This window comes from Leptospira borgpetersenii serovar Javanica (assembly GCF_003046425.1).
Classification (GTDB): Bacteria; Spirochaetota; Leptospiria; order Leptospirales; family Leptospiraceae; genus Leptospira; species Leptospira borgpetersenii.
Genome location: NZ_QAJG01000014.1, coordinates 42,842 through 67,325, shown reverse-complemented (window position 1 = coordinate 67,325; position 24,484 = coordinate 42,842). Strand labels below are relative to the sequence as shown.

18 protein-coding genes and 1 pseudogene are annotated in these 24,484 nt (G+C 41.2%); 3 read left to right on the top strand and 16 right to left on the bottom strand.

Going from position 1 to position 24,484, the window contains the following annotated elements; genetic code table 11:
• Positions 1–13: 13 nt before the first annotated feature.
• The 13 genes from CLV95_RS12415 to CLV95_RS12355 form a co-directional block, all read right to left on the bottom strand.
• Entirely contained in the window at positions 14–1,024 is a 1,011-nt protein-coding gene (locus tag CLV95_RS12415) for a sulfate ABC transporter substrate-binding protein (protein WP_002735420.1), read from the bottom strand.
• Positions 1,025–1,732: 708 nt separating this feature from the next.
• Positions 1,733–2,938, bottom strand: a complete 1,206-nt coding sequence (locus CLV95_RS12410) for a bifunctional 3,4-dihydroxy-2-butanone-4-phosphate synthase/GTP cyclohydrolase II (protein ID WP_002723708.1) — start codon at positions 2,936–2,938, stop codon at positions 1,733–1,735.
• 581 nt (positions 2,939–3,519) lie between these two features.
• Positions 3,520–4,116 carry a riboflavin synthase gene (locus CLV95_RS12405; RefSeq protein ID WP_002723670.1) on the bottom strand — a complete coding sequence of 199 codons (597 nt, stop codon included), beginning with the start codon at positions 4,114–4,116 and terminating at the stop codon, positions 3,520–3,522.
• Complete coding sequence (locus tag CLV95_RS12400) at positions 4,101–5,399, bottom strand: bifunctional diaminohydroxyphosphoribosylaminopyrimidine deaminase/5-amino-6-(5-phosphoribosylamino)uracil reductase RibD (RefSeq protein ID WP_002735428.1); 1,299 nt, start codon at positions 5,397–5,399, stop codon at positions 4,101–4,103. Before CLV95_RS12400 ends, CLV95_RS12405 begins: the two co-directional genes overlap by 16 nt.
• The gene (gene secF, locus CLV95_RS12395; RefSeq protein ID WP_002735447.1) at positions 5,399–6,337 is read right to left on the bottom strand and encodes a protein translocase subunit SecF; all 939 of its coding nucleotides are present in this window, start codon (positions 6,335–6,337) and stop codon (positions 5,399–5,401) included. The genes CLV95_RS12400 and secF overlap by 1 nt, the downstream gene beginning before the upstream one ends.
• A 2-nt stretch (positions 6,338–6,339) precedes the next feature.
• Complete coding sequence (gene secD, locus CLV95_RS12390) at positions 6,340–8,268, bottom strand: protein translocase subunit SecD (RefSeq protein ID WP_002735352.1); 1,929 nt, start codon at positions 8,266–8,268, stop codon at positions 6,340–6,342.
• A 9-nt stretch (positions 8,269–8,277) separates the two neighbouring features.
• The gene (locus tag CLV95_RS12385; RefSeq protein WP_002735407.1) at positions 8,278–9,057 is read right to left on the bottom strand and encodes an SRP-less Sec system protein; all 780 of its coding nucleotides are present in this window, start codon (positions 9,055–9,057) and stop codon (positions 8,278–8,280) included.
• Positions 9,054–9,383 carry a preprotein translocase subunit YajC gene (gene yajC / locus CLV95_RS12380; protein WP_002723697.1) on the bottom strand — a complete coding sequence of 110 codons (330 nt, stop codon included), beginning with the start codon at positions 9,381–9,383 and terminating at the stop codon, positions 9,054–9,056. Before yajC ends, CLV95_RS12385 begins: the two co-directional genes overlap by 4 nt.
• Positions 9,384–9,438: 55 nt before the next feature.
• Positions 9,439–10,449 (bottom strand): anthranilate phosphoribosyltransferase, encoded by a 1,011-nt coding sequence (gene trpD / locus CLV95_RS12375; protein WP_002735369.1) that lies wholly within the window; start codon positions 10,447–10,449, stop codon positions 9,439–9,441.
• A complete protein-coding gene (gene pgsA, locus CLV95_RS12370) occupies positions 10,424–11,170 on the bottom strand; it encodes a CDP-diacylglycerol--glycerol-3-phosphate 3-phosphatidyltransferase (RefSeq protein ID WP_002723701.1) in 747 nt (248 codons plus the stop codon). The genes trpD and pgsA overlap by 26 nt, the downstream gene beginning before the upstream one ends.
• Positions 11,167–12,486 carry a 30S ribosomal protein S12 methylthiotransferase RimO gene (gene rimO / locus CLV95_RS12365; protein ID WP_016749184.1) on the bottom strand — a complete coding sequence of 440 codons (1,320 nt, stop codon included), beginning with the start codon at positions 12,484–12,486 and terminating at the stop codon, positions 11,167–11,169. The genes pgsA and rimO overlap by 4 nt, the downstream gene beginning before the upstream one ends.
• Positions 12,487–12,491: 5 nt before the next feature.
• The gene (locus CLV95_RS12360) at positions 12,492–13,610 is read right to left on the bottom strand and encodes a helix-turn-helix domain-containing protein (protein WP_002723703.1); all 1,119 of its coding nucleotides are present in this window, start codon (positions 13,608–13,610) and stop codon (positions 12,492–12,494) included.
• A gap of 26 nt (positions 13,611–13,636) precedes the next feature.
• Positions 13,637–14,347 (bottom strand): LolA family protein, encoded by a 711-nt coding sequence (locus CLV95_RS12355; protein ID WP_002723675.1) that lies wholly within the window; start codon positions 14,345–14,347, stop codon positions 13,637–13,639.
• A gap of 483 nt (positions 14,348–14,830) precedes the next feature.
• On the opposite strand from CLV95_RS12355, the gene CLV95_RS12345 reads away from it, so the two are divergent.
• From CLV95_RS12345 to CLV95_RS12335, 3 genes are all read left to right on the top strand, one after another.
• Positions 14,831–15,745 carry a TPR end-of-group domain-containing protein gene (locus CLV95_RS12345; protein WP_002723683.1) on the top strand — a complete coding sequence of 305 codons (915 nt, stop codon included), beginning with the start codon at positions 14,831–14,833 and terminating at the stop codon, positions 15,743–15,745.
• Positions 15,746–15,848: 103 nt separating this feature from the next.
• Positions 15,849–17,657 (top strand): ankyrin repeat domain-containing protein, encoded by a 1,809-nt coding sequence (locus tag CLV95_RS12340; protein ID WP_016749182.1) that lies wholly within the window; start codon positions 15,849–15,851, stop codon positions 17,655–17,657.
• The gene (locus tag CLV95_RS12335; protein WP_002735365.1) at positions 17,654–18,424 is read left to right on the top strand and encodes a TPR end-of-group domain-containing protein; all 771 of its coding nucleotides are present in this window, start codon (positions 17,654–17,656) and stop codon (positions 18,422–18,424) included. Before CLV95_RS12340 ends, CLV95_RS12335 begins: the two co-directional genes overlap by 4 nt.
• An 11-nt stretch (positions 18,425–18,435) precedes the next feature.
• On the opposite strand, the pseudogene CLV95_RS20245 reads toward CLV95_RS12335, so the two are convergent.
• The 3 genes and pseudogenes from CLV95_RS20245 to CLV95_RS12320 all read right to left on the bottom strand — a co-directional run.
• A pseudogene (locus CLV95_RS20245) lies at positions 18,436–18,531 on the bottom strand (HTH domain-containing protein); the annotation flags it as partial.
• A gap of 194 nt (positions 18,532–18,725) precedes the next feature.
• A complete protein-coding gene (locus CLV95_RS12330) occupies positions 18,726–21,575 on the bottom strand; it encodes a DNA translocase FtsK (RefSeq protein WP_002764899.1) in 2,850 nt (949 codons plus the stop codon).
• Positions 21,576–22,373: 798 nt separating this feature from the next.
• The gene (locus CLV95_RS12320) at positions 22,374–24,431 is read right to left on the bottom strand and encodes an enterotoxin A family protein (RefSeq protein ID WP_002735349.1); all 2,058 of its coding nucleotides are present in this window, start codon (positions 24,429–24,431) and stop codon (positions 22,374–22,376) included.
• Between the last annotated feature and the right edge of the window lie 53 nt (positions 24,432–24,484).

Here is a 24,484-nt window from a genome sequence, read left to right as displayed (position 1 = left end):
ACCCGAAAACTTTTTATTTAGCCTTGCTCGTAATCTGATCGAAAATCGCACCGTCCGCAAAATGCATTTCCTGGGCCTTCTTCCAGGAACCGGCAACGTCTCGAATCGTGAACAGTTTCAAATTTTTGAATAAACTCTTATATTTGGATGCGATCTTCTTATCCGTAGGTCGATAGAAATGATTCGCGATCGTTTCCTGACCTTCCGGAGTGTATAGAAATTTCAAATAACTCTCGGCGACTTTGAAAGTATTGTGTTTTTCCGCATTTTTAGTGACGACCGCTACGGAAGGTTCGGCTAAAATACTCACGGATGGAAATACGATTTCAACGGAGGAACTCGAATCTTTTGCGGTTTCTTGAAGCGCCAAATGAGCCTCGTTTTCCCAAGAGATGAGAACGTCTCCGATCCTTCTCTGTACAAACGTGGTTAAGGAACCTCTTGCACCCGAGTCCAAAACGAGAACATTCGCATAAAGACTTTTTACAAAGGCTTTCGCTTTTTCTTCCGACCCGTATTTTTCTTTCGCGTAACCCCAGGCTGCAAGATAGTTCCAACGCGCCCCACCTCCGGTTTTAGGATTCGGCGCAATTACTCCGATCCCCGGTTTCACAAGATCATCCCAGTCCTTGATTCCTTTTGGATTTCCTTTTCTGACCAAAAATACGATCGTAGAGGTATAAGGAGAACTTTGATGAGGAAGCAAATTTTCCCAATCGGTGGAAAGAAGTTTCGTTTTTTCCGCAATCGCTTCGATATCGTGCGCAAGAGCCAAGGTTACGACATCCGCTTCCAATCCGTCAATAACGGCCCTTGCTTGTTTACCGGAACCTCCGTGAGATTGGTGAATGACCAAGTCTTCTCCGGTTTGTTTCTTCCAATGTGCGATGAAGAGTTTATTGATCTGAGAATACAATTCCCGAGTCGGATCGTAAGAAACGTTCAAAAGTTTGGTTTCTGAAAACAATGAAAATGAAACAAAGAACAATACAGTGAAAGGAATTCTTAAAGATTTGAATTTCATTTCGTTCTCTCCTCGGACAAATCATACAACAAAGCGAAAAAAAATCTAATTTATTAGATAATTTGATCCAATATTCTTAAATCTCCTCTAAAAGTAAAGAAATTTGTAAGCTTATAGGTCAAGGATTGTTTCATGTAAGAACTGAAACACCGGAGATCCAAACCTTAAAAATCACCTGAGTTCGGTGGTTGAAGATTCATTTTTCTAAAAAAGTTGGAATCTAAACTCTTATAGATCGATTTTTAGAATATGGGGAATTACCGCAAATTACCACTTTACGAACAAATTCGAAAGAGTTTGGTCAAAACTGTCCGTTCAGAGGACTGACGAACTTCGCTTCGCTCGTTCTAGACAGGGGACAGAAACGGGAATGTCTTGTTTCGTTTTTGGATTTTAATATCGATTCTTTGTTTCTTCGATCAAGGCTTAAAAATCCAGTCCTAAAACAAGTCGCGTCAATAGATTGTGTGAGTTCGACGTAATGAATGCGAAAGCGATCATTGTGCTTCGATCCTTAGATTTGTATGATTCTTGAACATAAGACAGTTCCGAGTGGATACTTTTGATTTGACGGAGTCAAGAAGGCTGGTGGGAAAAACGAAGGTATCTCGCTTCTATTGGCGCTCGAAAAAACTCAACGTCTCGCTTCTATTGGCGCTCGAAAAAACTCAACGTCTCGCTTCTATTGGCGCTCGACGGGATTTAAGTTTAACCAAGACCAAGCATGTGTCCAAGTTTTAATTTTTTGGTCATCAGATAATTATGATTGTCCGAGCCCGGTTGAATTTCGATCGGAACCCTTTCTACAACTTCCAAACCGTAACCGTCCAAACCGACAATCTTACGAGGATTGTTCGTTAAAATTTTCATTTTACCAATACCGATCTCTCTCAGAATTTGGGCTCCGATTCCGTAATCTCTCAAATCCGGAGCAAAGCCTAGTTTTTCATTTGCTTCGACGGTATCATATCCTTTATCTTGAATATTATAAGCCTTTAATTTATTGATCAGACCGATTCCTCTTCCTTCCTGCCTCATGTAAAGAAGCACGCCCTTTCCTTCTTTGGAAATCATTTCCAAAGCAGAATGCAGTTGCGGACCACAATCGCATCTGTTACTCGAAAAAATGTCTCCGGTCAGACACTCGCTATGAACACGGACCATCGTGGTTTCTTCTTTTTTGATGTCACCTTTGATGAGAGCGACATGAATCTTATCGTCGATAAGAGTTGAATACGCTCGGATTGTAAAGTCGCCGTATTCGGTGGGTAATTTGGATTCCACTTCAAGGCGAATCAAATTTTCCTTCGCCCTTCGATAACGAATCAAATCTTCGATCGTATAAATATTCAGTCCATGTTTCTCTGCAAATTTTTCCAGATCAGGAAGACGGGCCATAGTCCCGTCATCGTTCATAATTTCACAAATAACACCCGCAGGATACAAACGAGCAAGTTTCGATAAATCAACAGCCGCTTCGGTGTGCCCCGCCCTTCTTAAAACCCCACCCGGAACGGCCTGAAGAGGAAACAAATGTCCAGGACGCATCAAATCAGCAGACACAGTTTTATCATCCAAAAGAGTTTGCACCGTAATCGCTCTGTCTTGTGCAGAGATTCCGGTAGAAGTTCCATACTTCGCATCAACCGAAACCGTAAACGCAGTTCCGTGTTTGTCTCCCAAAGAGTAATCGTCTACCATTCTGTTGAGTCCGAGTTTTTTGAGACGCTCTGCTTCCATTGGTATACAAATCAGACCACGGCCAAACGTAGCCATAAAATTGATTTTTTCCTTATCCGCAAATTCAGCCGCAACAACAAGGTCTCCCTCATTCTCCCGGTCTTCCGAATCCACAAGAATAATCATTCTCCCGGACTTGATTTCTTCGATTGCATTCTCAATGGGTTGAATCATAGATCTTCTTACCATCTCTTCTATTGGACTGAAATTTGGCTACAGAAACTTAAATATCGAACTTATCATGAACTCGTCGAAAATGATATAACGTTTAGGCCTTCAAAATAAGATTTTTTTGAGTTTTAGAAGCTATCTTAAAGATACTTTGTCTTTGCTTCAAATGCCGATTCCAGTCATTCTAAGATATTTTTGAGACAGCTTCAGTGAAAGAGGAACTTTTAGATTCTTGCAAGTCGTTTTTTAGGGAGAAATAATCTCGAAACAAAACGTACGGCACGGATTTTCAAAACGATTTCTGACAAGAAAACGAAAAAACTCGAACTCAAATAAAGAATCGTATCATTTGAGACGTGTCCATAAAAATCAGCCATGTCCAAAAATCGCCCATTACAAAACAAATCCGTAGTATTCTTTTCATACACCCGAGCAGTAAGATCAAGCTATAGAATTTTTAGATCAGAGTTGTTGAAAAATTCATTTTCCATTCATTTCTGTTTCATGAAGACGGTCGATTGAAGCAGTTTTGTTAATCTGAACTATGGAATCTTTCAACAACTTTATTATATTCAAACCAAAAACTATTTCAGAAGTTGTTCTAAATAACGCGCCACAAGATCGATTTCTAAGTTGAGAATTGTGTCGGAACTCCAAGACTTAGCATTCGTTTTTTTAAGAGTCTCCGGAACCAAAACCAGATCGAATTCATTCGAACGAGAATCTACTACAGTCAACGAAATCCCGTCCACGGTAATACTCCCTCTCGGAGCGATGTATTTAGAAAGGGAAGAATCGTTTCTGATCGTATAACAAACCACACTTCCTCCCTCTCTTTCTTCTTTGCTAAGAACTTTTCCGGTTCCATCTACATGCCCGCTCACGAGATGTCCTCCCAAACGGGTTGTCGGAAGGGCGCTTCGTTCCAAATTGACTTCTGCATCTTTTTTTAAAAATTTGAAATTCGTAAGTTCCAACGTTTTAAAACTGGCGTAGAATCGAAAACGGTTTCCTTCCTCAAAAAACTCGGTAACCGTCTGACAACAACCGTTAACCGCAATCGAATCACCTAATTTGAGATCCGGCCGAGTCCACTTCGTCTCCACTAAAAAATCTCTTCCTTCGGTCGTTTCTTGAATTTCAAGAATCCTTCCAGTGGTTTCCACTAAACCCGTAAACATCCGTGCGCCTCCCAGATATCCTCTCCCACGTTTACTTTCCAAAATAAGGTCTCTGTATTCGTGATAAGCAAAGGTTTTATCCCATTGGAAACGGAACGAGGAGATTGAATTTTCAGAATGAGATCGTTCTCCCGCATTTTAGGAAAGAAAGTTTCGTACATCAGATTCCCCCCCTCCACAAGCAACAGATTCACTCCGATCGAAGATAAAAATGCAAAACATTCTTCCGCGAGTGTTTCCGGATCGAAGGTATAAATTTCCTTTTCGGTAAGGGATCGAAGTCGTTCTTCGGTTCTTTCCTCAAAAAATGCACCTCTTTTGAAGAGAAAAACACATTTTTTAGAATCGTTTTTTTCGTTGATCTCCTTTTGTTTTTCAATCCACCCTTCCGATACATTCTTTTCTTCGAATATAATAAAAACACGATATGGCTGATATCGCTTCCGGAACTTCCGGTGGATTTCCAAAATTTCCGGCTCAATTCCATATTTTAGGATATTTTTCAGGAAGTGGGGAGCCCCGACGTTTCTATAGCCAGATTCCGCTTCGAACCTATGACCGATATTTAAACCGTCATATTCTTCGAAAATTTTTTCCCTTATTTTCTTCAAATCGATCGGCCAATTTTCTCCGATCCGAAATTCCAAACCGGGATTATCGTGGAACAAGGTTCCCGGTCCCACGAGGACCGCGTCGCACTTTGCCCGTAAAATCGACGTTAAGTGATTAGAAATATTTCCTGAAAAACGGACCGGAAACTTATCTCTTTTGGAAAAAAAACCTTCTTTGGAAAGTGCGGTCTTCAAAATCATAGAAGGTTTTTTTCTTTCGATCCGAGAAACGAATCCGAACAAACTTTCCTCCGCGATTTCCCTCAAACCCGGTTCAGCCACAACTAAAATTCCTCTCCGCCGACAAAGTTCCAATCCTTCGTTCTCCCGAACAAGCGGGTTCGGATCCTTTCGGCCATAATAAAGGGTCTTTGGTTTGTGTTCTAAAATCAGATCCAAACAAGGAGGAGTTTTTCCGCTATGAGTACAAGGCTCAAGAGTAACCCAAACATTATGCGGTTCTTTGAAAAACCCATTCTTTACAAATTCGTAATATGCATTTCTCTCCGCGTGCGGCCCTCCGGTTGGAGAAGTCCGACCTTTGGCAAGGATACGCGTGTTGTCAACGTTCGTGATAAGACAAGAAACGGGCGGATTCGGAGAACTTTCGCCCGTCGATAAAAAGGAAAGTTTACGCAATTCCTCCCGAAATTCTTCCGGGAGCAGAGTCATCAGTCTCGAGCCTTTCGTATAATATGGTCGTAGATATCCACGAGAGGGGCCGCGATAAAAATGGAAGAATACGTTCCGATAATAATCCCGAAGGTGAGTACATAAGCGAAGTCGAAAAGTTCGGTCGCCCCTCCAATGATAATCGCAACAATGGAGATCAAAGTCGCAAAAGATGTGTTAAACGTTCTTCCTAGAGTTTGATTGATCGCGGCATTGATGGTCTCACCGAAAGTTTGATCTAAATTTCCGGACGAATTCTCCCGAATTCGATCGAAAACGACGATCGTATCGTTGATCGAATATCCTAGGAGAGTCAAAAGAGCGGCGATGATTGGAACACTCGGTTTGATTTGGAAAAACCCGATAAACGCAACAGTCAATATTAAATCGTGGGTCAAGGCCACAATTGCTCCCAAGGCGAATTTGAATTGAAACCGAAAACTAATATATGCGAGAATAATCGCCATCGTTAGTCCAAGCAGAGTGATTCCAGTAGAAGAAAGTTCACCTCCTACGATCGCACCAACCTGATTGGCACTGAGTACATTACTTTTATCAATTCCAAAATCCGCAATCAGGATAGAGATAAGGGCGTCGATACCGGAAAGCTCCACCTTGTCCGTAGGTTTCAATCCGCTCTTTTCCTTGTATTTTTGTAGAATGAGATCTATAGAACCAAGACCAATATCGATTTGATAATGATGTTTTTCTTTATCCAAGAGCAATAACACCGCTTCGATCTTATTTTCCGCAAAATAACTTTCCAATTTTTTGCGGTCCGTATTTTGGTCGAATTCGATCACGGTTCTAAGTCCCCCGTTAAAATCCAAAGAATTCGCAAACCCTCCGTGAACAAAATACGTATAACCAAAACCGAATACGATTAGAACTAAGGAAAAGCCGATGGAAACGTATTTATATTTTATAAAGTCAAACATTCTCAATACTCCAATTTTTTAAAGCCGAGCCGGAGTCTTTGAACTCCCAACTTATTGACCAAAAGATCCATCACCAAACGGCTGAAGAACAAGGATGTAAAAAGAGAAGTAACGATCCCCCAACAAAGCGTAATCGCAAATCCTTTAATGGGACCGTTTCCTAGGCGAATCATCAAAATACCGGAAATCAACGTGGTTACGTTACTGTCTATGATCGTCCAGAATGCGTTGTCGAAACCCTGCGCCACCGCAACCGCAGCGGATTTACCGGCCCACAATTCCTCTTTGATCCGTTCGTAGATGATCACATTCGCGTCAACCGCCATACCTACGGTCAAAATGATCCCGGCAAAACCAGGCAAAGTCAAAGTAAATCCCATCAAGGAAAGGAGAGCGCTGAGGATTAGGATGTTCGCAAAAAGGGCGATATTGGCCACCAAACCGGAAAGACGGTAAATCAAAATCATATAGAACATGACAAGAACGAATCCGATCAGAACCGCCTTCATACCGACTTCGATGGATTCGATCCCGAGAGTGGGTCCGATAAATCTCATTTCCAAAACTCGGAGAGGAATTGGAAGCGCTCCTTCGCTGATTACGTTCGCAAGATCCACCGCCTCTTCTTTGGCAAAAGAACCGTCGATCTGCGCTACACCACCCGCAATTGCGCCGCGAATCGTAGGAGCGGAAACCACTTTATCTCCCCAAACGATCGCTAAATTTCTACCTTTGTTTTGAGAAGTGATCTCGAAGAATTTTTCGGCTCCCGAACTGGTCAACGTAAACGAAACAATATAACCGAAGGAATTATTTTCAAAGGAAGGCCTTGCATCCCTCATATCCCTTCCGTCCAGAGCGATCGCTTTTTCCAAAACGATGAACCGTCTCGGCAATAAAGGAGAATTTTGATTGTTTCCCCTCGCCCAATAGGCGAAAACCCTGTACTTATCCTTGGGAATTTTATACTTATCTTCTAAGGCTTGCAGAAATTTATCCTGTTCCGCCCTACCTAATTTTTGTTTTACAATATTTTGATATTGAACAATATCGGTTTCTTCTCTTCTTTTCAGTTCGAGAAGCCTATTTTCTTCCTGTTGGATCATCGCCGCGTAGGTAAGTCCGTTCCCCGCCGAATTTTCGGGTTCTTCCAGTCGATATTCCACGGTTTCGGTGTTCTGGATGACCTCCAGAATTTGGGAAGAGTTAGTCACACCGGGAAGAGAAACCTCGATGGAATCCTGATCCTTTTGAATCCGCACTTGAGGTTCTGTGAGATTCTGACTCGTAAGACGATTATCGATGATGAGTTTCGCCTTTTCCAATTCCAAAAGTTTTCGGCTCGGAGAAAGTTCAAAATAACTTTCGATCTCGCTCAGACGATCTTCAGCTTTTTTCTTTTCCTTTTCGTCGGCGGAGGGATCCGCCACAGTCTTTTGTAAAGTTTCAATTTCTTTAATATAACTTTCACGGAGTTTAAACGCGTAATCCTCGAAATCCCCCTTCAGGGCGACCCGCATCCCACCTTGTAAGTCGAGACCGAGTTTGATCGTAAGAGGACGTCCTTTGGTAATCCATTCCTCCACGAAAGTCGGACGGAGTTTGTTTTTGGCTTCCAAAATCAGCTCGGGATTTTCCTGAGAGATTTGGTTGATCTTCGCGGAAGTGATGAATCTACCTTTGACCAAAAGATAAGATTCTTCCTGAAAAGCGGTCGGAACAGGAGTAATCGTCCAGCCGGATTGTTTGTATTCTTTGTTCCAGTGTTCTTCAAACTTGGAGAGAATTTCTTTTTTCTTCTCTTCCGGAAGGGTCGAAAACTCTTTCTTAACCGCAAGTTCCAACTCTCTAGTTGCAAAGTTGGGATAAAGTATTACCGTAGCCACTAAAATAATAGTAAGCGGCAGGAAAATCCATGTCGCAGATTTCAAGGGAAACTCCTAATCTCTTCTCATTTTATTGATCGTAACCGGGGATCTGCGACTAGAATTGCCGCGCGATTTGCCCGCTTTCAATCGATACAAAGCAAATAATAGAATAAATACTACAATGATAATGGGTTTTTTATATTCGGAAAGAAAACCTGTAAAGGAACCGGACTTTTGCCCTCCTTGAACTTTCCTTTTTTCCTCTTCCTTTTTTTTGTCTTCGCCTAACTTCAGTATTTCGGAAAGACTGCTCCTAAAGGAAGCGCCTTGCTCCGACTTTTCGGATTCGATAGGGGCAGCATAGCCGGGCAGATTGTTCGGACGAACCTTCATCTCTTCGTTGACCCAATACGGTTTGGGTAATTCTCTCAGATGGTCGGTTTTGGCAACACTCGCGAGCGGCTGTCCGTCTACGTACTCTTTGGTTTGTGTATTGGAGTTGTTGAATGTATTGGAGGAATTCGATCCGTTATTCTGAGAACTGTTCGAAGTATTATTTTCGGAAGAGCCACCCTCGTTATTGTCCGGCTCCGCCTTCTTCTTTGAATTTTCCGGATTGGCCGGAACAGTAGAAGATTTTTTAGACTTCTTTTTTTTGAATTTTCTTTTTTCTTTTTTTTTGGAAATTTTAGAACCGTTCGAAGAGCCGGAATTAGAAGATTTTTTACCGACGGTCTTTTTTTTGGGTTCTGAAACCTTTTCTAAAAAATCGATTTCTTCCCCATCCTGAGAAAACAAAGACAAATTTCCTAGAAATAAAAAAATCAGAATTGAGACCGCGGCTTTTTTCATTTGTCAGTTTGTTTTTTCTTTAAAACGGTACTCGCGGTAAAAGATACGTTCGTATCTTTTGCGATGTTGAGAACGACAACCTCGTTGTTGTCTTTGATTTCTACGACCTTACCGTGAATTCCGGAGGAAGTAACCACTTCGTCTCCTTTTTTCAAACCGCCAATCATCTCTTTGCGTTTTTTTTCTTCGTTCCTCTGTGGGCGGATGACCAGGAAATACATAATCACAAGCATAATCGGGATCAGAAGTAAAGTGGAAAAAGGAGATTTATCTCCTTCTCCGGCGGCCTGCGCCAGTGGTAGTAATATGCTGAAATTAAAAATCATGATTTACTTTCCTGTTCGGTCTTTTTTGTCAAACTCTTACCAGTATTTTTCCCGTTTACTCTTTGGAAATTAAATCTTCGAAATACTTTCTCGTTTTTCCCGAAAGGAGGGTCTCCCATGCGGTTTTATAACCTTGTTCGATTGTTTTTACCTTTCCCATCACAAAAAGCCCCGCCCCCGCATTTAAAGCCACCGCGTGTGTTCCTGCAATCGGCTCGGAATTCAAAACTCTTCTGGCTAAAACTTCCGCATGTTCACTGGAATCGGCGTATACTTCCTCTCTTTTTAAGGAAGAAAACCCAAGAGTCCTAGGATCAAAAGAATGACGACTGATAACCTCATTTTCTAAGAGAGTATAATCTGTGGTTTGAAAGATGGAAAATTCGTCCAGACCATCCCGAGAGTGACAAACCAAAGCTCGTTTCAAACCTAGGTATTGTAAAACCTTAATGAACAGCTCCGTCAATTCCGGCTGGTAAACTCCGATGATCTGAAATTGTGGGGAAAACGGATTGGAAAGAGGACCGATCATGTTGAACACAGTCCTAAACCCAAGTTCTTTACGAACCGAACCCGCATACTTCATGGACGGATGCCACATCGGTGCGAATAAGAACGTAAATCCGCGACTTATGAGATGTGCTTCCACTTCTTCCTGGGTCGCTTCGGTCTGATACCCGAGACGAGCGAGAATATCACTCGAACCCGTATGGGAAGATACGGAACGGTTTCCATGCTTGGCAACCTTAACTCCTAAAGAAGCGAGAGTGATAGCGGAAAGAGTACTGATATTGATCGTGCCTTGGCCGTCCCCGCCGGTCCCACAGGTATCCAAAAGATCAAAGGGAAATACGGTCTTAGGCTTGAGTGCATTCTTACGAAGGGCAAGGGTACAACCGAGTATCTCATCCACGGATTCCCCTTTGGCACGCATCGCAGTCACGAAAGAGGAAAGAAGAATTTCGGAAACCTCTCCCTTCATCACACGATTCATAAAGAATTCGGCCTCTTCGACACTGATATGTTTATGTTCGATCAGTTTAAGAACGATTGCTCTTGGTTCCATTTTTCTGAAACATCCTTTTGATATGGGAAGGTCGAAGAACCTTATTATTGGTAATGAGATATCGAATTCCGGAAATCACGGTGATCGCGGTAGTAACGAGCATCCCCCAATAAGGAACGAAAGCTCCCAAACCGAAAATAACGTCTCCAAGTCCGGTATTTTTATTCAGATTTCGGAAAAAGTAAATCGCATTCCCCGTGGCGATTTCAAACACTGTGAGGCCGCTCGCCTTTCCGGAAGCATAAACCTCGTTGATCAAAATTCTTTTTTTGCTCGAAACCAAAATAAAAAATACGAGAATCAAAAGAATCGCTCCCATCTGAAATACCGTCTTGACCTTCCCGAGCATGGTAGTTCGGATCGACTGCCCTTGTCGGATCGCCAAATAACGAAGACTCGTGATAAGCATATCCCGCCCTATGATCAGACAAACCATCCAAAACTCGATCTGTTCCTGCAAAAATATAAACGTAATAAAACAACCCGTTACGACGATCTTGTCGGCGAGAGGATCCAGAAATTTACCGAACTCGGTTTCCTGATTCCATTTTCTGGCAAGATAACCGTCGATCAAATCAGTGAGAGAAGCCGCGGAAAAAAGCACAAGAGCGGCGATATGATATTCCAATTCTTTCTGGAACAAAAACCATACGAAAAAAGGAACCGCCACAACGCGAAGCATCGTGAGAATATTAGGAATATTGAAAATTGCTTTGTTCATTTAGAAATCCAGGTTCCGTTCATATCGTATTCATAAAAGGAATCGATCCGTATTTTTCCGATCATACCCGGAATTAAGGAAATATCGTCCACATACACGACCTCGTCCATTTCGGGAGCGTCCTGAAACCTGCGAACGACGGCCTGGTCGTTTTCGACCGAGTCCACAATCGCATCGTAGGTTTGACCGATACGGGATTCGTGAATCTCCTCCAAAATCGCCAAGTGTACATCCCGAATCAGATTGATTCGTCTCGACTTTTCCTTTTCGGAAACGGTTTGTTTCAACTCCGCTCCTTTGGTTCCTTCCTGCGGGGAATAGGAAAATAGGTTCACCTTTTCCGGTCTCGTTTCTTCAATGAATCGCAGAACCTGATCCACATCACCCGGTTCTTCTCCGGGATAACCGATGATAAACGAAGTCCGAATTTCGAGACCGGGTTTGACCTCTCTGGCCAAGGCAAAAAGATCCTTGAAAGTGGAACTTTCCCCGACTCGATTCATCGATTTTAGAATCTTGGAAGATACATGTTGCAAAGGGGATTCCAGATACGGAGCAATTTTCGGAGTTTCTCCCATTAGACGAAGCAACTTTTCGGTTTTTTTATCCGGGTACAAATACAAGAGTCTTAAAACTTCCAGGGAATCGATCTCCGCAACTTTGCGGACCATATCCAAAAGGACTTCGGAATTCCTTCCGTAATATACGGTATCTTGGGAAACCAGACAAATTTCTTTAGCACCCGCACGGATCGCACGATCCACATCCCGAAGAATATCTTCCACGGAAGATTCCCGAAACTTACCTCGAAAAGAAGGAATGATACAAAACGAGCATCCGCGGTTGCAACCGTCGGAAACTTTCACATAGGCGTACGGTTTGGAATAATTTTCGATCTCGGAAGATAGTTTCAATCTTTCTAATAGACTATCGTTGAATTCCCGTTTCGGAGGAGAAAGATCCGGAAATTTTTCCCGCAGTATTTTACCCGCTTGTGCATATCTGCCTGTGCCAAAAAACAAATCCACTTCCGGAATTTCGGAACTGATATTATCCGGATATCTTTCTGCAAAACAGCCTACTACGACCAGTTTCTGATGATTTTGTTTTTTGACCTGGGCCGCGGACAAAATCGTCTGAATCGTTTCCTCCGTAGCAGATTGAATGAAAGTGCAGGTATTGATGAAATGAAAATCGGACTCTTCCGCAAAAGTGGCCGGAGTAAATCCTTCTTCCAAAAGAGAATGATGCATACTCATAGAGTCCGCGGTATTTTTGGGGCAACCGAGAGTGGTGATGTAGAATTTCTTATTCAAAAATCCTATTCTCCCAACTCCTTGATGATGGACTGAGTACTATCATAAGGGTTCTGCGTTTTCACGAATATCTTCTTCACGAGTTTTCCAGGACGTCCTAAGGTAATCTTAGGTTTCCCGTTTTGAATCATCTCCACGGCGGAACCATCCCCTACTTTCAGTTCGAGACGATCCTTTGCTTCTAGGCTTTTAGTTTCATTCGCTTGGACAAGGCCTCTAAATCCCATCTGGCCATCGATGATAAATTCCGCATAACTCACCTTGTTGAAAAACAGAGTTACTTGAATCGGAACGTCACCTAACGTTTTTGTATTATCCACCGTATGATTCTTGTTTTCCTGTTTTTGTTCCTCTTCACTTAAGGTCACAAGAACTTTTGCGGAATTTTCAGTGACCGCTTGAGCAATGATTCGAACGTTACGTCTAAGACTTGAAATTTCCGGAATCGTATAACTCAGAACTTTTTCCTGTCCCTCGCTCAGACGAAATTTATACACCGCAAGTTCCGGATATACGTTAAACGCAAGGACTGCAGTATTTAAGGCGCCTCCTTTTTCCACCGAATCGATAAACAGCTTACACTGTTGATTGCTCACGGAAAAACTTACTCCCTTATCGGGTGTGAGAATGAAAGATTCGCTTCGATTTTCCGGAATAGAACGGGAAAGGAAATCGATGTCCTCGGGAATATCCAGTTTTTTACCGGATTCCTCCACCGCATCGTCCCCGGAAGAAGAGCCTACAAAACTATCTATGATGAGATATGCGGAGATAAGGATGATTAGTACGGACGCAATCGTAAAGATCTTGTTTTTATCCATATTGATTTTCGTATAATACGAAGCCGTCGGACGAGTTAACTCTTCGAGTGGGGCTTGGGATTCTTCGATCTTTTCTCCCCGATACAAGTTGATGAGTTGTCCGGTATCGAGTTTGAGATAACTCCCGTAATTTTTCAAAAAACCCATCGTGAAAGTCTCACCCGGAAACTGGGAATAATCCTCGGTCTCAAGTGCAAGAATGTATTTCACGGAGATATTAGTTTCTTTTGCTACATCTTTAACACTGAGTTTTTTTTCTTCTCTCGCCTCGCGGAGAATTTGCCCTACTCTTTTCTGATTCAAAGTTTCTCTCCTTCTAGAACTGAGGGTTATTGTTCCGACACAAGCGGGTTGTTTATAATTTTTGCGTTTCCGCCGATATGAAAGTTGAACTGTCCGTCCTCTAGATCCGGATTGATTTCCAAGTTGGAAAATTCGACCGTAGTTTCCTTTCCTCTTCCGTCGCTTGCGACCGCTTTTTGAATAAAATACGTTTCCGCATCCACATAAAGGAGCATGGTTTCGAAACCGCCTATTTTTTCCCGTTGTTCCAAATTGAGCACGAAATATTTACGTCCATCCTTGGAAGAAGTTTGTGGTTGTTCGATCGAATCGAACTTATAGTGGTACTTTCTAAAAATTCTGGAAAGGCCTTCGTCCGTAAAACTGGAAAAGATCGGACCGGATTTATTCGATTTATTGAGCGTAAGGTCCTGCTTTCCCACCGCATTCAGACGGGCTATGTAAATATACAAAGTTTTTCCGTCGGAAACGATCTCATCCCCGGAAGGATCACTAAATTGATACCGAATTCTTCCGCCTTTTTTGTAAAGGCAGACTCCTCTCATATTTTTACTCTTTTTATTGGAAACGGTTTGAATCTGAAAATTGGCCTTGTAGGAACTCAGATCGTTGAACTTCTTCTTCACCTGTTTCACGACTTCGGAAGGAGAATTCCAATTATGCGCGGGTTGCGCCAGAAAAGCGGGTTCTAAGACTAAAAATAAAATATAAAAAGAGAGAATGATTGTTTTTTTCATGAGAAAAACCGGATCTCCCGGGATTTTTTTACTAACATCGGATACCTTGGAAACCTTGTCACTTTCTAAAATTTAGACCAACCCCGATCTGTCGAATTTTGATTCCAAGACAATTTCGTTCGAAAGATAGTTCCGCGAAGCTCTCTACGTAGTGCAACCAAAAATCTGGACATAGAACAAACGACTTTAACGAGAGTCACAAGTCCGGGCTTTGTCATCGGCAACTTTAAGAAGCTCATCGCCTATTCCGTGAAACAATGTCAGGAAATATTTTTGCAATTTTTGTTCACTCAACGAGGTGATGCGAAAAGTCGCCTTAAATAACGTGAATCCGATATTACCAACGAAAAGACGATCGAGTATGAAAGACAAGGTCACATTGGATATCATATTTTATAATCTGAATCTTGTAACTTTCCTTTTGTTTATAATTCAAGACCACAAAACATACAAAAATCGAGTAAATTCATTTACAATCCTTATATGTTCCTTTGTGTTATCGTAATGAAATTTTTTGCAAAGAATTACGTTATGAATATAGAATTAGATTTCATATTCTCTTTTGAGAAACGACCAATCACTGCAAGTTTCGTTTTTCTTCGGTATCATTTACTCGAAGAAAATTTTTTCCATTTTTTCGAAGGCCGGTTTCCTTCGTTCCTTCCAAAACGATTTTGTCTTCTTTCGATTCTCTTCCTTGTTTTAAACCTTTCTATTTTTGCGGAAGAAAATAATAATTTCGAGAACGAAAAAAATTCCATCGAAAACGATCAAGGAATTCCTGATGAAGATCTTTTATCGGATTGGCGGCTGCAATCGAATCGAACCTGGAAAACTTGGATCGAAAATGAAAATTCTGCCGAAGAAGGCGAGGCAAAAGAGGAATTTTACGCCGCCTATACTATGTCCTTGGATTTTTATCGGAACGGTTCCGACGGTTCCAAATCCGAATGGAGAGATGAAGTCTTACGTTGGACTGGCGATCATTTTAATCAAAGCGTAAGAACTCAGAAAATGGATCGCGCCGCGTATATTCTAAAATTATTCTACGATGTCAGTCGTGTGATCGGCATCGGAAACGGAACCATCAAAGGCATTGATTCGCAAAACGAATATAATATCCGAGAATATTTCGCCGGAGATCTAATCGCATATATGCACGAAACAAACGACTTTCAATATGAAACTTTTATGGAAACTTTCATCCCGTCGAAAATTACGAATAGTCTCTTGGCTTTTAACCTAGCCTGTTTAAATTCCAACCGCGGCAAAAAAGAGGAAATGCTGAAGTATATGAAAATTGCCCTTGCTTTGGGAAAACCCAAGAGTTATTTCAAAAGGGAACCGGAGTTTAAAAAGTTTTGGAACGATCCTGATTTTTTAGAACTGATTCAATAAAAGAATCGAACTTGTGAACCTGTCTTTTTTGAATCGGTTCTTTTCCCAATTTTTTGAAACTCTATTTTAATTTTATCTTTTATACAATCCGTGGAGAATGAAAATGTTAGACTTTTTTTTAGATCTTATGTTAGACCGACACTTTTTATCGGAGACACATTTAGCAAAAAGTAATACGAGTAGCTATTCAGTGAGTGAGGAAAAAAACGAAACTTCTTCTCAAAAAAATCTTTTAGTCGATTCCATATTAAACGGAGAACTGAAAACGGCGGAATCTCTCATTCGTTCCGGCTACGATGTCAATTCCAAAAATGAATCCGGAAAAACTCCTCTGATAGCCGCCGCTCAGACCGGCTCTTTAGAAATCGCAAATCTACTCTTGAAAAAAAATGCAAAAGTCGATGTGGTCGATAAAAGCGGAATGTCCGCATTGTTCTATGCGGTGATCGACGGTAGATATGAGATGGTCGAATTTTTGATCGCAAATAACGCGAATTTCAACCTGAAAAATTCAAAGGAAGAATCGCTCTTATACTTGGCGATACAGAACGATAACTTCCCTATAGCGGAGTTACTTGTCCAAAAAGGTTCTCAAATCGATTTAGAGTCAAATGAAAAGAACGTGTTAGCCGCAATATTAAATCGAAGTAACAACGAAAAATTGCTGAAATTTACGAAATTATTATTAAACAAAGTTACGGATTTTAACTTTAAAGATTCCGCAAATTGTAACTATCTTTGTTTGGCGATCAAGGCGGAAAATTTCTCAATTGCAAAACTACTGATAGAAAAAGGCGTTAGCATGGACGAAAAAGACAATAATTCCCGTTCTTCGTTAGGAATCGCCTTAAAAGAATATCAATTTGAATTCGCTAGATATCTGATTGAAAAAGGAGCCAACGTAAACGTTAAAGATCGAAACAACCAGACCCCTTTGATGATAGCCATTCGAGAACGAAAAAAGGACATAGCCGAACTCATCTTAGCGAAAGGCGGAGACCTTTATGTGAAAGACGATGATGGATATAGTCTTTTGGCAATCGCGGCTACACAGGGAGATCGACCCATAGTCGAACTACTCCTTGAAAAAGGAATGAATATCGACGATCTGGGCTCGAGCAAGTTACGTGGGAAAACGGCGCTCATGATCGCAGCCGAGGACGGAGACGAATCCTTAGTTCGTTACCTTTTGGACAAAGGAGCGCAAATCGATCTTGCGAGCGGAGCCGCTGATTATTCTAAAACCGCGTTGATATTTGCTGTTAAAAACAATCAAATTGGGATCATAAAACTCCTCCTTGAGCGGGGAGCGAACGTCAATCTGTATGACAAAAAAGGATATAGCTCAATGACATATGCCATTGAAACCGGCAATTCGAATTTAGTGGAACTTTTACTTTCAAAAAGTTATCCAATCAACTCTAAAAATCGATATGGAAAAACCCCGCTTATCTACGCGGTCGAGTACGGATCGTTATCTATCGTACAACTTTTGATCGATAAAGGAAGCGATATCCATCTCAAAGACAATAACGGACAAAACGCCGGTGTATACGCTTGTTTAAAAGGTAATTTCGCGATACTCAAACTGCTCTCCGAAAAAGGCCTCGATCTCAATACGATCGACGCCGAAGCCAAGTCTCTGTTAATTTACGCAAGCAGCCGCGGAGATAGGAATATTGTGGAATATCTAATACAAAAAGGCGTAGACTTAAATCTACAAGATCGATTCGGAAAAACGGCCTTAATGTTCGCCGCAGACAAGGGCTTTAAAGAAATCGTGAAACTTCTTCTGGAAAAAGGAGCCGATCCGAAAATTTTCAACAACGCTAATATGGATGCTTTACAATATGCGCAAAAGAACGGTTACAAAGAAATCGTAAATATGCTGACAACGGCGGGAAAAAAATGATCAATCCGAAAAATTCCAATACTTCATCGAATTTAATTTTAAAATTCCTATATACATTCAATATTTTTATAATATATTTAAGTTTCTCCCTCTCGGCGGAAAACAATACTCCTCCTTCGGAAACGAATCCAAACTTCATCGAATCCGAAATTTCGAAAGAAAATATCGCATCCTATTGGGAAACAACAACCGATCGGACCTTTAAAGACTGGATTGACGATGAAAACACGGAAGGTGAAACGAAATCGGATTTCGATACGGCTTACCGTTCGTCTATAAACTTGTACGAAATCGGTTCCGAAATCGCCAAATCGGAATTGAAAGATAGGGTACTAAAATGGTCTGCCGGAAAGCTCAATGAACGATTAATGTCCCAAAAAATGAACCACGCTTATCATATTATAAAGTCTTTTCAGGAAGTAAGCGAAATAATCGGAATTGGAGACGCAATTCTAATCGGTGCGGAAAACCAAGAGGAAATGAATGCACGCGAATATTTTGCCACCCATTTAATCGTATATATGGACGAGGCAAACGACTTTCAATATGAACCTCTTTTACAAAAGCTCATTCCTAAAAAGATTACGATCGGGGGCCTTGCCTTTAACTTAGCAAATCTAAGTGCATCCCGTGGTAAAAAGAAGGAGATGTTAAAATATATGAAATTGGCTCTTCATTTGAAGATGAAAAAGAGCCATTTTAGAAAAAATATCGGATTTGAAAAGTTTTGGAACGATCCTGATTTTTTAAAACTAGTTAAAGAATAAGAACTTGTCCCAAAACTTGTTTCTTTTCCAATTTCCCATATTTCAATATGAGTTAGAAGCCGATTAGATTCTTTCAAAACCCTTATAGAAAATCCTAAAAAATTTATATTTATCCCAATATTTTAACAAATGTCATATAACGTCATTTTCACGAAATGATTTTAAATAACAATCACCTAAGCCGCCTTTTACCGAGGTGTGATCGGGCAGGAATCTTTATACAAATGAACAACGATGATACGAAAAAATTCGTAAGCTCCTAATCAAAAAATTTGATTGTGGTTTCAAGGAAACGATTCGATCAACCCGCTCTTAAAATCTCTCTTCCTTTCGATCCGATTTGAGGGCTGACGTATCCCCGTTCCTCCATCAATTCCATCAAACGTGCGGCCTTATTGTAACCAATCCTCATTCTTCGTTGCAGATAACTTGCGGAAGCTTTACGATCAGTCCGAACGATCTCCCAAGCTTGTTCAAAAAGTTGTTCGTCCTCTTCATCCACCGTCGAACTTTCCGTTTCTTCTTCCAGATCGAAATCCACATAAGAAGGTTTACCGAACTTGCGTGCCTCTTCCACAATCTTTTCGATTTCTTCCTCCGAAACATACGGAGATTGAATTCGAATCAAATCCGCGGCGGTCGGAGACTTATAAAGAAAATCTCCTTTTCCTAAAAGGGATTCTGCACCGTTTTGATCCAAAATAATCTTAGAATCTGTTTTCTGAGCCACATGAAAAGCCATACGCGCGGGACAGTTGGCCTTGATGAGACCTGTGATCACGTCCACAGACGGACGTTGTGTCGCCATGATAAGGTGAATCCCCACCGCTCTGGATTTTTGAGTGATTCGAGTAATCGCATCTTCTAGATCCTTACCCGAAACCATCATCAGATCCGCAAGCTCATCGATAAAAATGACTATATACGGCATCTTTTTGTAGCCGTCCCGATGTGCGCCCAGTTCCACTTTCTCATTATATGTTTTAAAATCGCGGCATTTGAGTTTGGAAACGGAATGATACCGAGCCTCCATTTCCTGAATCGCCCAAGCTAAGGCACGAGTCGCCTTTTTAGGATCGGTGATAACGGGCATCAATAGATGGGGAATATCCTCGTACAAAGTGAGTTCCACCATCTTCGGGTCGATCATGATAAAACGAACTTCTTCCGGAGAAAGATGTACTACCAAAGAAGAAATCATGGAATTTAGACAAACCGATTTACCGGAGCCGGTAGTTCCTGCAACAAGCAAGTGCGGAAGTTTATTCAGATCGATGCCGACTAACTTTCCGGAAATATCTTTTCCAATGAGAATAGAAAGATCCTTTTTCGGACGAAGACTTAAGTTTTGATGTAAGATATCTCCGAGAAACACATCTTCTCTTATGCTGTTCGGAACCTCGATCCCGATCGTGGACTTACCCGGAATCGGAGCTACGATCCGGATATTCTTTACCGCGAGATAAAGACGAAGTTCGTCCGCAAGGGAAGTAATTCTTCCGAGTTTGACTCCCAAAGGAGGAGAGAGTTCATAACGTGTGATGATCGGTCCACGTTCCATGGAAACGACTTGAGATTCGTACCCGTATTGGCGAATGATCTCTTCGATCTTACGCGCTACTTTGTCCGATTCGATTTTAAATAAAGGATCTTGAATTTTCGCAGAAGTCGTTTTCAAACTCTTAAGAGGAACGTGATAGATGGAACGTTTGGATCGGACTTCCGGAACGAGAGTCTTAGAAGGAATCGATTCCATCTTATCTTCCTTTTTTTCCGAAGAAAAATCTGAAGATGAATCGATACAATCCATCAAGGAAACATTCCGAGATTTTGAAGCGACGGAAGTTTCTATGTTTTCAAATGAAGTTTCCCCCCGAGAGAATTCCGAATCCAAGGTTTCCTTTTCTTCGAAAGATTCCTCCAAAACTTCGTTAGAATCCGTACTAATACCCTCTTCCTTAGAAAATTCTTTTTCGAATCCGGTATTCCGGATCGTTCTAGTTTCTTCGGACGCAACTTCCTCCTTGTCCCGTATTTCTTCCGATGGAACGAAAGGATCCATTCGATCCGATTCGTTTCCTCCGCTCGAATCGGAAAAATCGGTCTCCTTAGAAGAAGGAACGACTAACGTAACACCGGGTTTTATACTCGAAGAATTGGAAGTTCTAAAGTCTATGATTTCCCAACCGGAAGAAGTTTCAGAAAAAGTTTTTTGCTCCCGAATTTTTTCCGAAAGGGAAGGAGAAACGGATTGAAAACGAAATACCTTACCCTGTTCCTCGAAGTTTCCGGTAAAAGCTCCCCGATTTTGAAAACGAATCCGAGAAGTTTCCGAAGTCACCATGGAACTCGTATCTACCTTCGATAATAGATCGGAAAGCCCGCCTTCCTTTCCAAAAGTGGAATGAAGTGCATCCCGTAACGGAGATGTTTCTTTTTGTCCCTGAGTCTGTTTGTGAGAACGTATCTCTTGCTGGAACTGTTTCGGAGAATGTATTCCATCTGTATGAGCGGAAAACCAAGGTAGATTCGTTCTTCTTCTTTGAAATTTTTCCACCGCCGTTTGAAAAAGGGACCCTAGATTTTCTCCGCTTTTTCCAAAACCGTACTGTATCCCGTATTTTGTCACTGCTGTTCCGAGAACCCTCCCCACAAAATGGAGAGGTGATTCGTTTAACAAAAGTATTAAACCATAGAAGTAAAAAATGAGATGAATAAGAACCTTACCGGTCGCACCGAAAACGAATTCCAAACCCGAGGAAAAAAGTTGTCCTGCAAAACCTCCTTGGGATGCGAAAGGAATCGTAGAAACATGTCCGGTGATTTGAAGGGTTATGGCGAAGCATAATAAAAATATGGGAAGAGACAAAAGTCGATTCGTTAATTCCAATTCTTCTTTGACAAGTCGAAACGCCCCGAGACCGATCGTAAAAAATCCGGGCAAAAACGAAGCCGCTCCGAACATAAAAAACATTCCATAAGAAATATAAAATCCTAATCGTCCAAAAAAGTTGTGCTCGACTCCATGTTCTCCTGCATCGAAAGAACCCAAAGACAAAGTCAATATAATCCCGGCAAAGAGTAATACATAAGGGAGAATCATCTTTCCATTTTTCAAATTCCAGGTAGATTTGAGGTTTTTGGATTCCATATTTTCCCTATCGGGATAAACTCCGAAAAAGAAAAGAGACTTAATTTCGATTTTTTGGAAGTGAAAAAAGAACCGATTTTCTTTCGGCTTAGCGCCCATCTCAAAACTATCCTCTGTAAGAGCGGCTTTGTCGCGACACTGTAACTAGTCCGCTGAATGTTGGGAATCGCCTTAAAAGAATATCAATTTGAATTCGCTAGATATCTGATCGAAAAAGGAGCCTGGGAACTCCCACGTTTTTTAGAAACTTGACGGATCGTTAGAGATATTTTTTAAAGATTTTGGACGGACTCTTAGCGCCAATTCAATCCTACGTTTTTCATCTTTTGAAGCCATGTCCCTTCATTTGAATTCTATAGCATCTCCGACTCCGATACAGGGCGTTTTGGAAAACCAAAAAATATAAGACCCGCGACTCACTTTGGTATTTTGTGGCCATATGCCGTACCGCAGAATTTCAAAATTTAATGATCGTTAGCGCACTTCAAAATATCACTCTCTATAAAAATAAGTATTTGAAATTTAGAGTCCGTCGCAAACAAACCACTCCGTTCGCTTATTTTTTATAGAAACGAAAACCGTTAGAAAATAACCAGCGCCGTATAGTAATAAGCTCTTAGTCTTACAAGTCGGTTTGCGTAAATCGGCCCCAAAAAAACAGAAGAGTTCGTCTGCGTTTGCCGAACGGATAACAACAAAGAACGTCGGCAGCACATTCACGCAATCAAGACCGACGCCCTAAATTTATTAATATTTCATAAATTACTAAATATTCGAAGTGCCACTGCAAAACAATTCTCAATAATCCCATTTATAACAAATTCCGTCCTCCCTATAACACCCTTCTTTGGTATTTAATTCCAAACATTCATTTTTCCCTTGAAAGTTTTCCAACCCCAGACCGATCCTGAAAGACCTCGCAAACCGCATCTGAGCCGGTGCTATCAGTTGGCAACTAGGAGCATTTTGATTGAGTGGTACACATCCGGCAGTATCTTGTCGAATCGAACAAAATAAACTTCTTCCGTTAGAATAAACAATTGTTGTCTGCTTCTTATTAAAAACATTCCCGTAATCTTCAAAGTTCGACGTAGAAAAAACGGAAGAAAATCCGGTAGAAGACTTGGAATATTTTGAAACGCAGGAAAGTCTCATTATTTTACTCTTACTTATTACCTCAGTAGCGCAAAGAGCATTGTCATTTTTACTCATAAGGTTTTTGGCTTCGATAAATCGAGTTGCATAATTGAATTGAGGAGATGAGCGATATAAAAGCTCGTTCGGAAAATCATAACATGTAACAGAGCTGTTCTGCCGATATTCAGGAATAAAACAAAGATCCGATATCCTAGAATTCATAATATTTGCGGCAGCAACCACACCCTTAGCTTCCATAGCCTTTGTAAAGATTGCCTTTTTAGAAAATTGATTTCCATTCTCCGACCACCAACATTCGAAACGAATTTCAAAATCCGTTGCGTTATAACTGACTTTGCACCAGTCAGGAATACCGTCTTGGTTACTATCCGTAAAAATACCCTCTTGCCTAACCAAAGTGGAATAATAATAGGATCCATTAGTTTTTCTAGTTTTTCCCTGAGTAAAGGTGACAAGACCTCTACCATCATTTCTTCTAACTAACTCTGTACAAGCTATCTCATACCCATTTACAATACGGCAAAAATAAGCTTTTCCAAAAATACCTTTCACAATCACACGCTTATCTGCGGCCCCTTGTGACGCCCAGCCACCGTCCAAAGTCCCGAAATTTACCTCATTAGGAAATTTTCCATTACCATCTCCAAGATTACACTTTAATAAAGTAAGGTTATTCTTTCCTGCCACTAAACGACAAAAATCGTTCTTCTGATCATTATTGACATCACCAAACATATAAGAATCTTCATAACCCGTATCGTTTATAACGGTTTCTTTAATCGAGCTAAGTTTTCCATTATTCAATATAGATCTGCATTCAATTTTAGTTTTTGAACTAACATAACAAAGGCCGGATAGATAGCCGGATAAACTTATATATATTCCTTTACTGGACGCAGTTTTGGAAATAGGAGTTTTAAATATAGGAAGACTCGGTAGCCTGCTTTTCTTGTAACTCTTATCGTAAATTTTCTGGTCGGTATCACGCTTATCCTCCCTTAAATAACACCTTCCAGTATTTGAGCGTAAAAAATCATCACACCTCGCAATGTTCGCAAAAAATCGGTTTCCCCACCGCGGATCACCTTGAGGGAACCCGGCTAATTCCGGATATCCCGGAGAAGACGTGGTATTGCCATACCTTCCTCTATCAAACATAGAATTGGGTACAAATTCTCCTCGAACGCCAAAGCTAACATGGTACCAGCCATAAACTTGTCCCCATGTAATTCGAAACAACGCCACAACGTCTCCTCTCGCATGAGGCGGAGTGTAAGGCCCAAGTGATCTTTGTACATCAAAAATATTAGGCGCCCCCGCAATTTGATAAATGTAATAATCCTGAGAGATATTCGAATTCCCGAAAATATGAGCGTCACTCAGAGTTCTGGTCGCGCTAATATATGCAGAACGCCCGGTATGAGCACCAAGAGTAACATGATTGAAAAGGGAACGATCCGAATTACCGGGAGCTGTCGACATTCCAGCCGACCAAAATCCATCCGAACCTCTAAGCTGCTCCGGGTCCAACATATCAGCCCGATAAAAGGACTCCACAGGTGGACTAGAAACCTGATTTTGATAGGGCACATCAACAATGTCGATCGGATTTTCAATTACTCTCCCTCGACGTGCATAAAGATTTCCTAAGGTTCCTAATAAAAAGAAACCGACCAGAATTATTAGAATCTTTCTCATAATTTTCACCTTTGTCTCTCTTTTCATTTCTCATTAAAATGGATAAATATCTT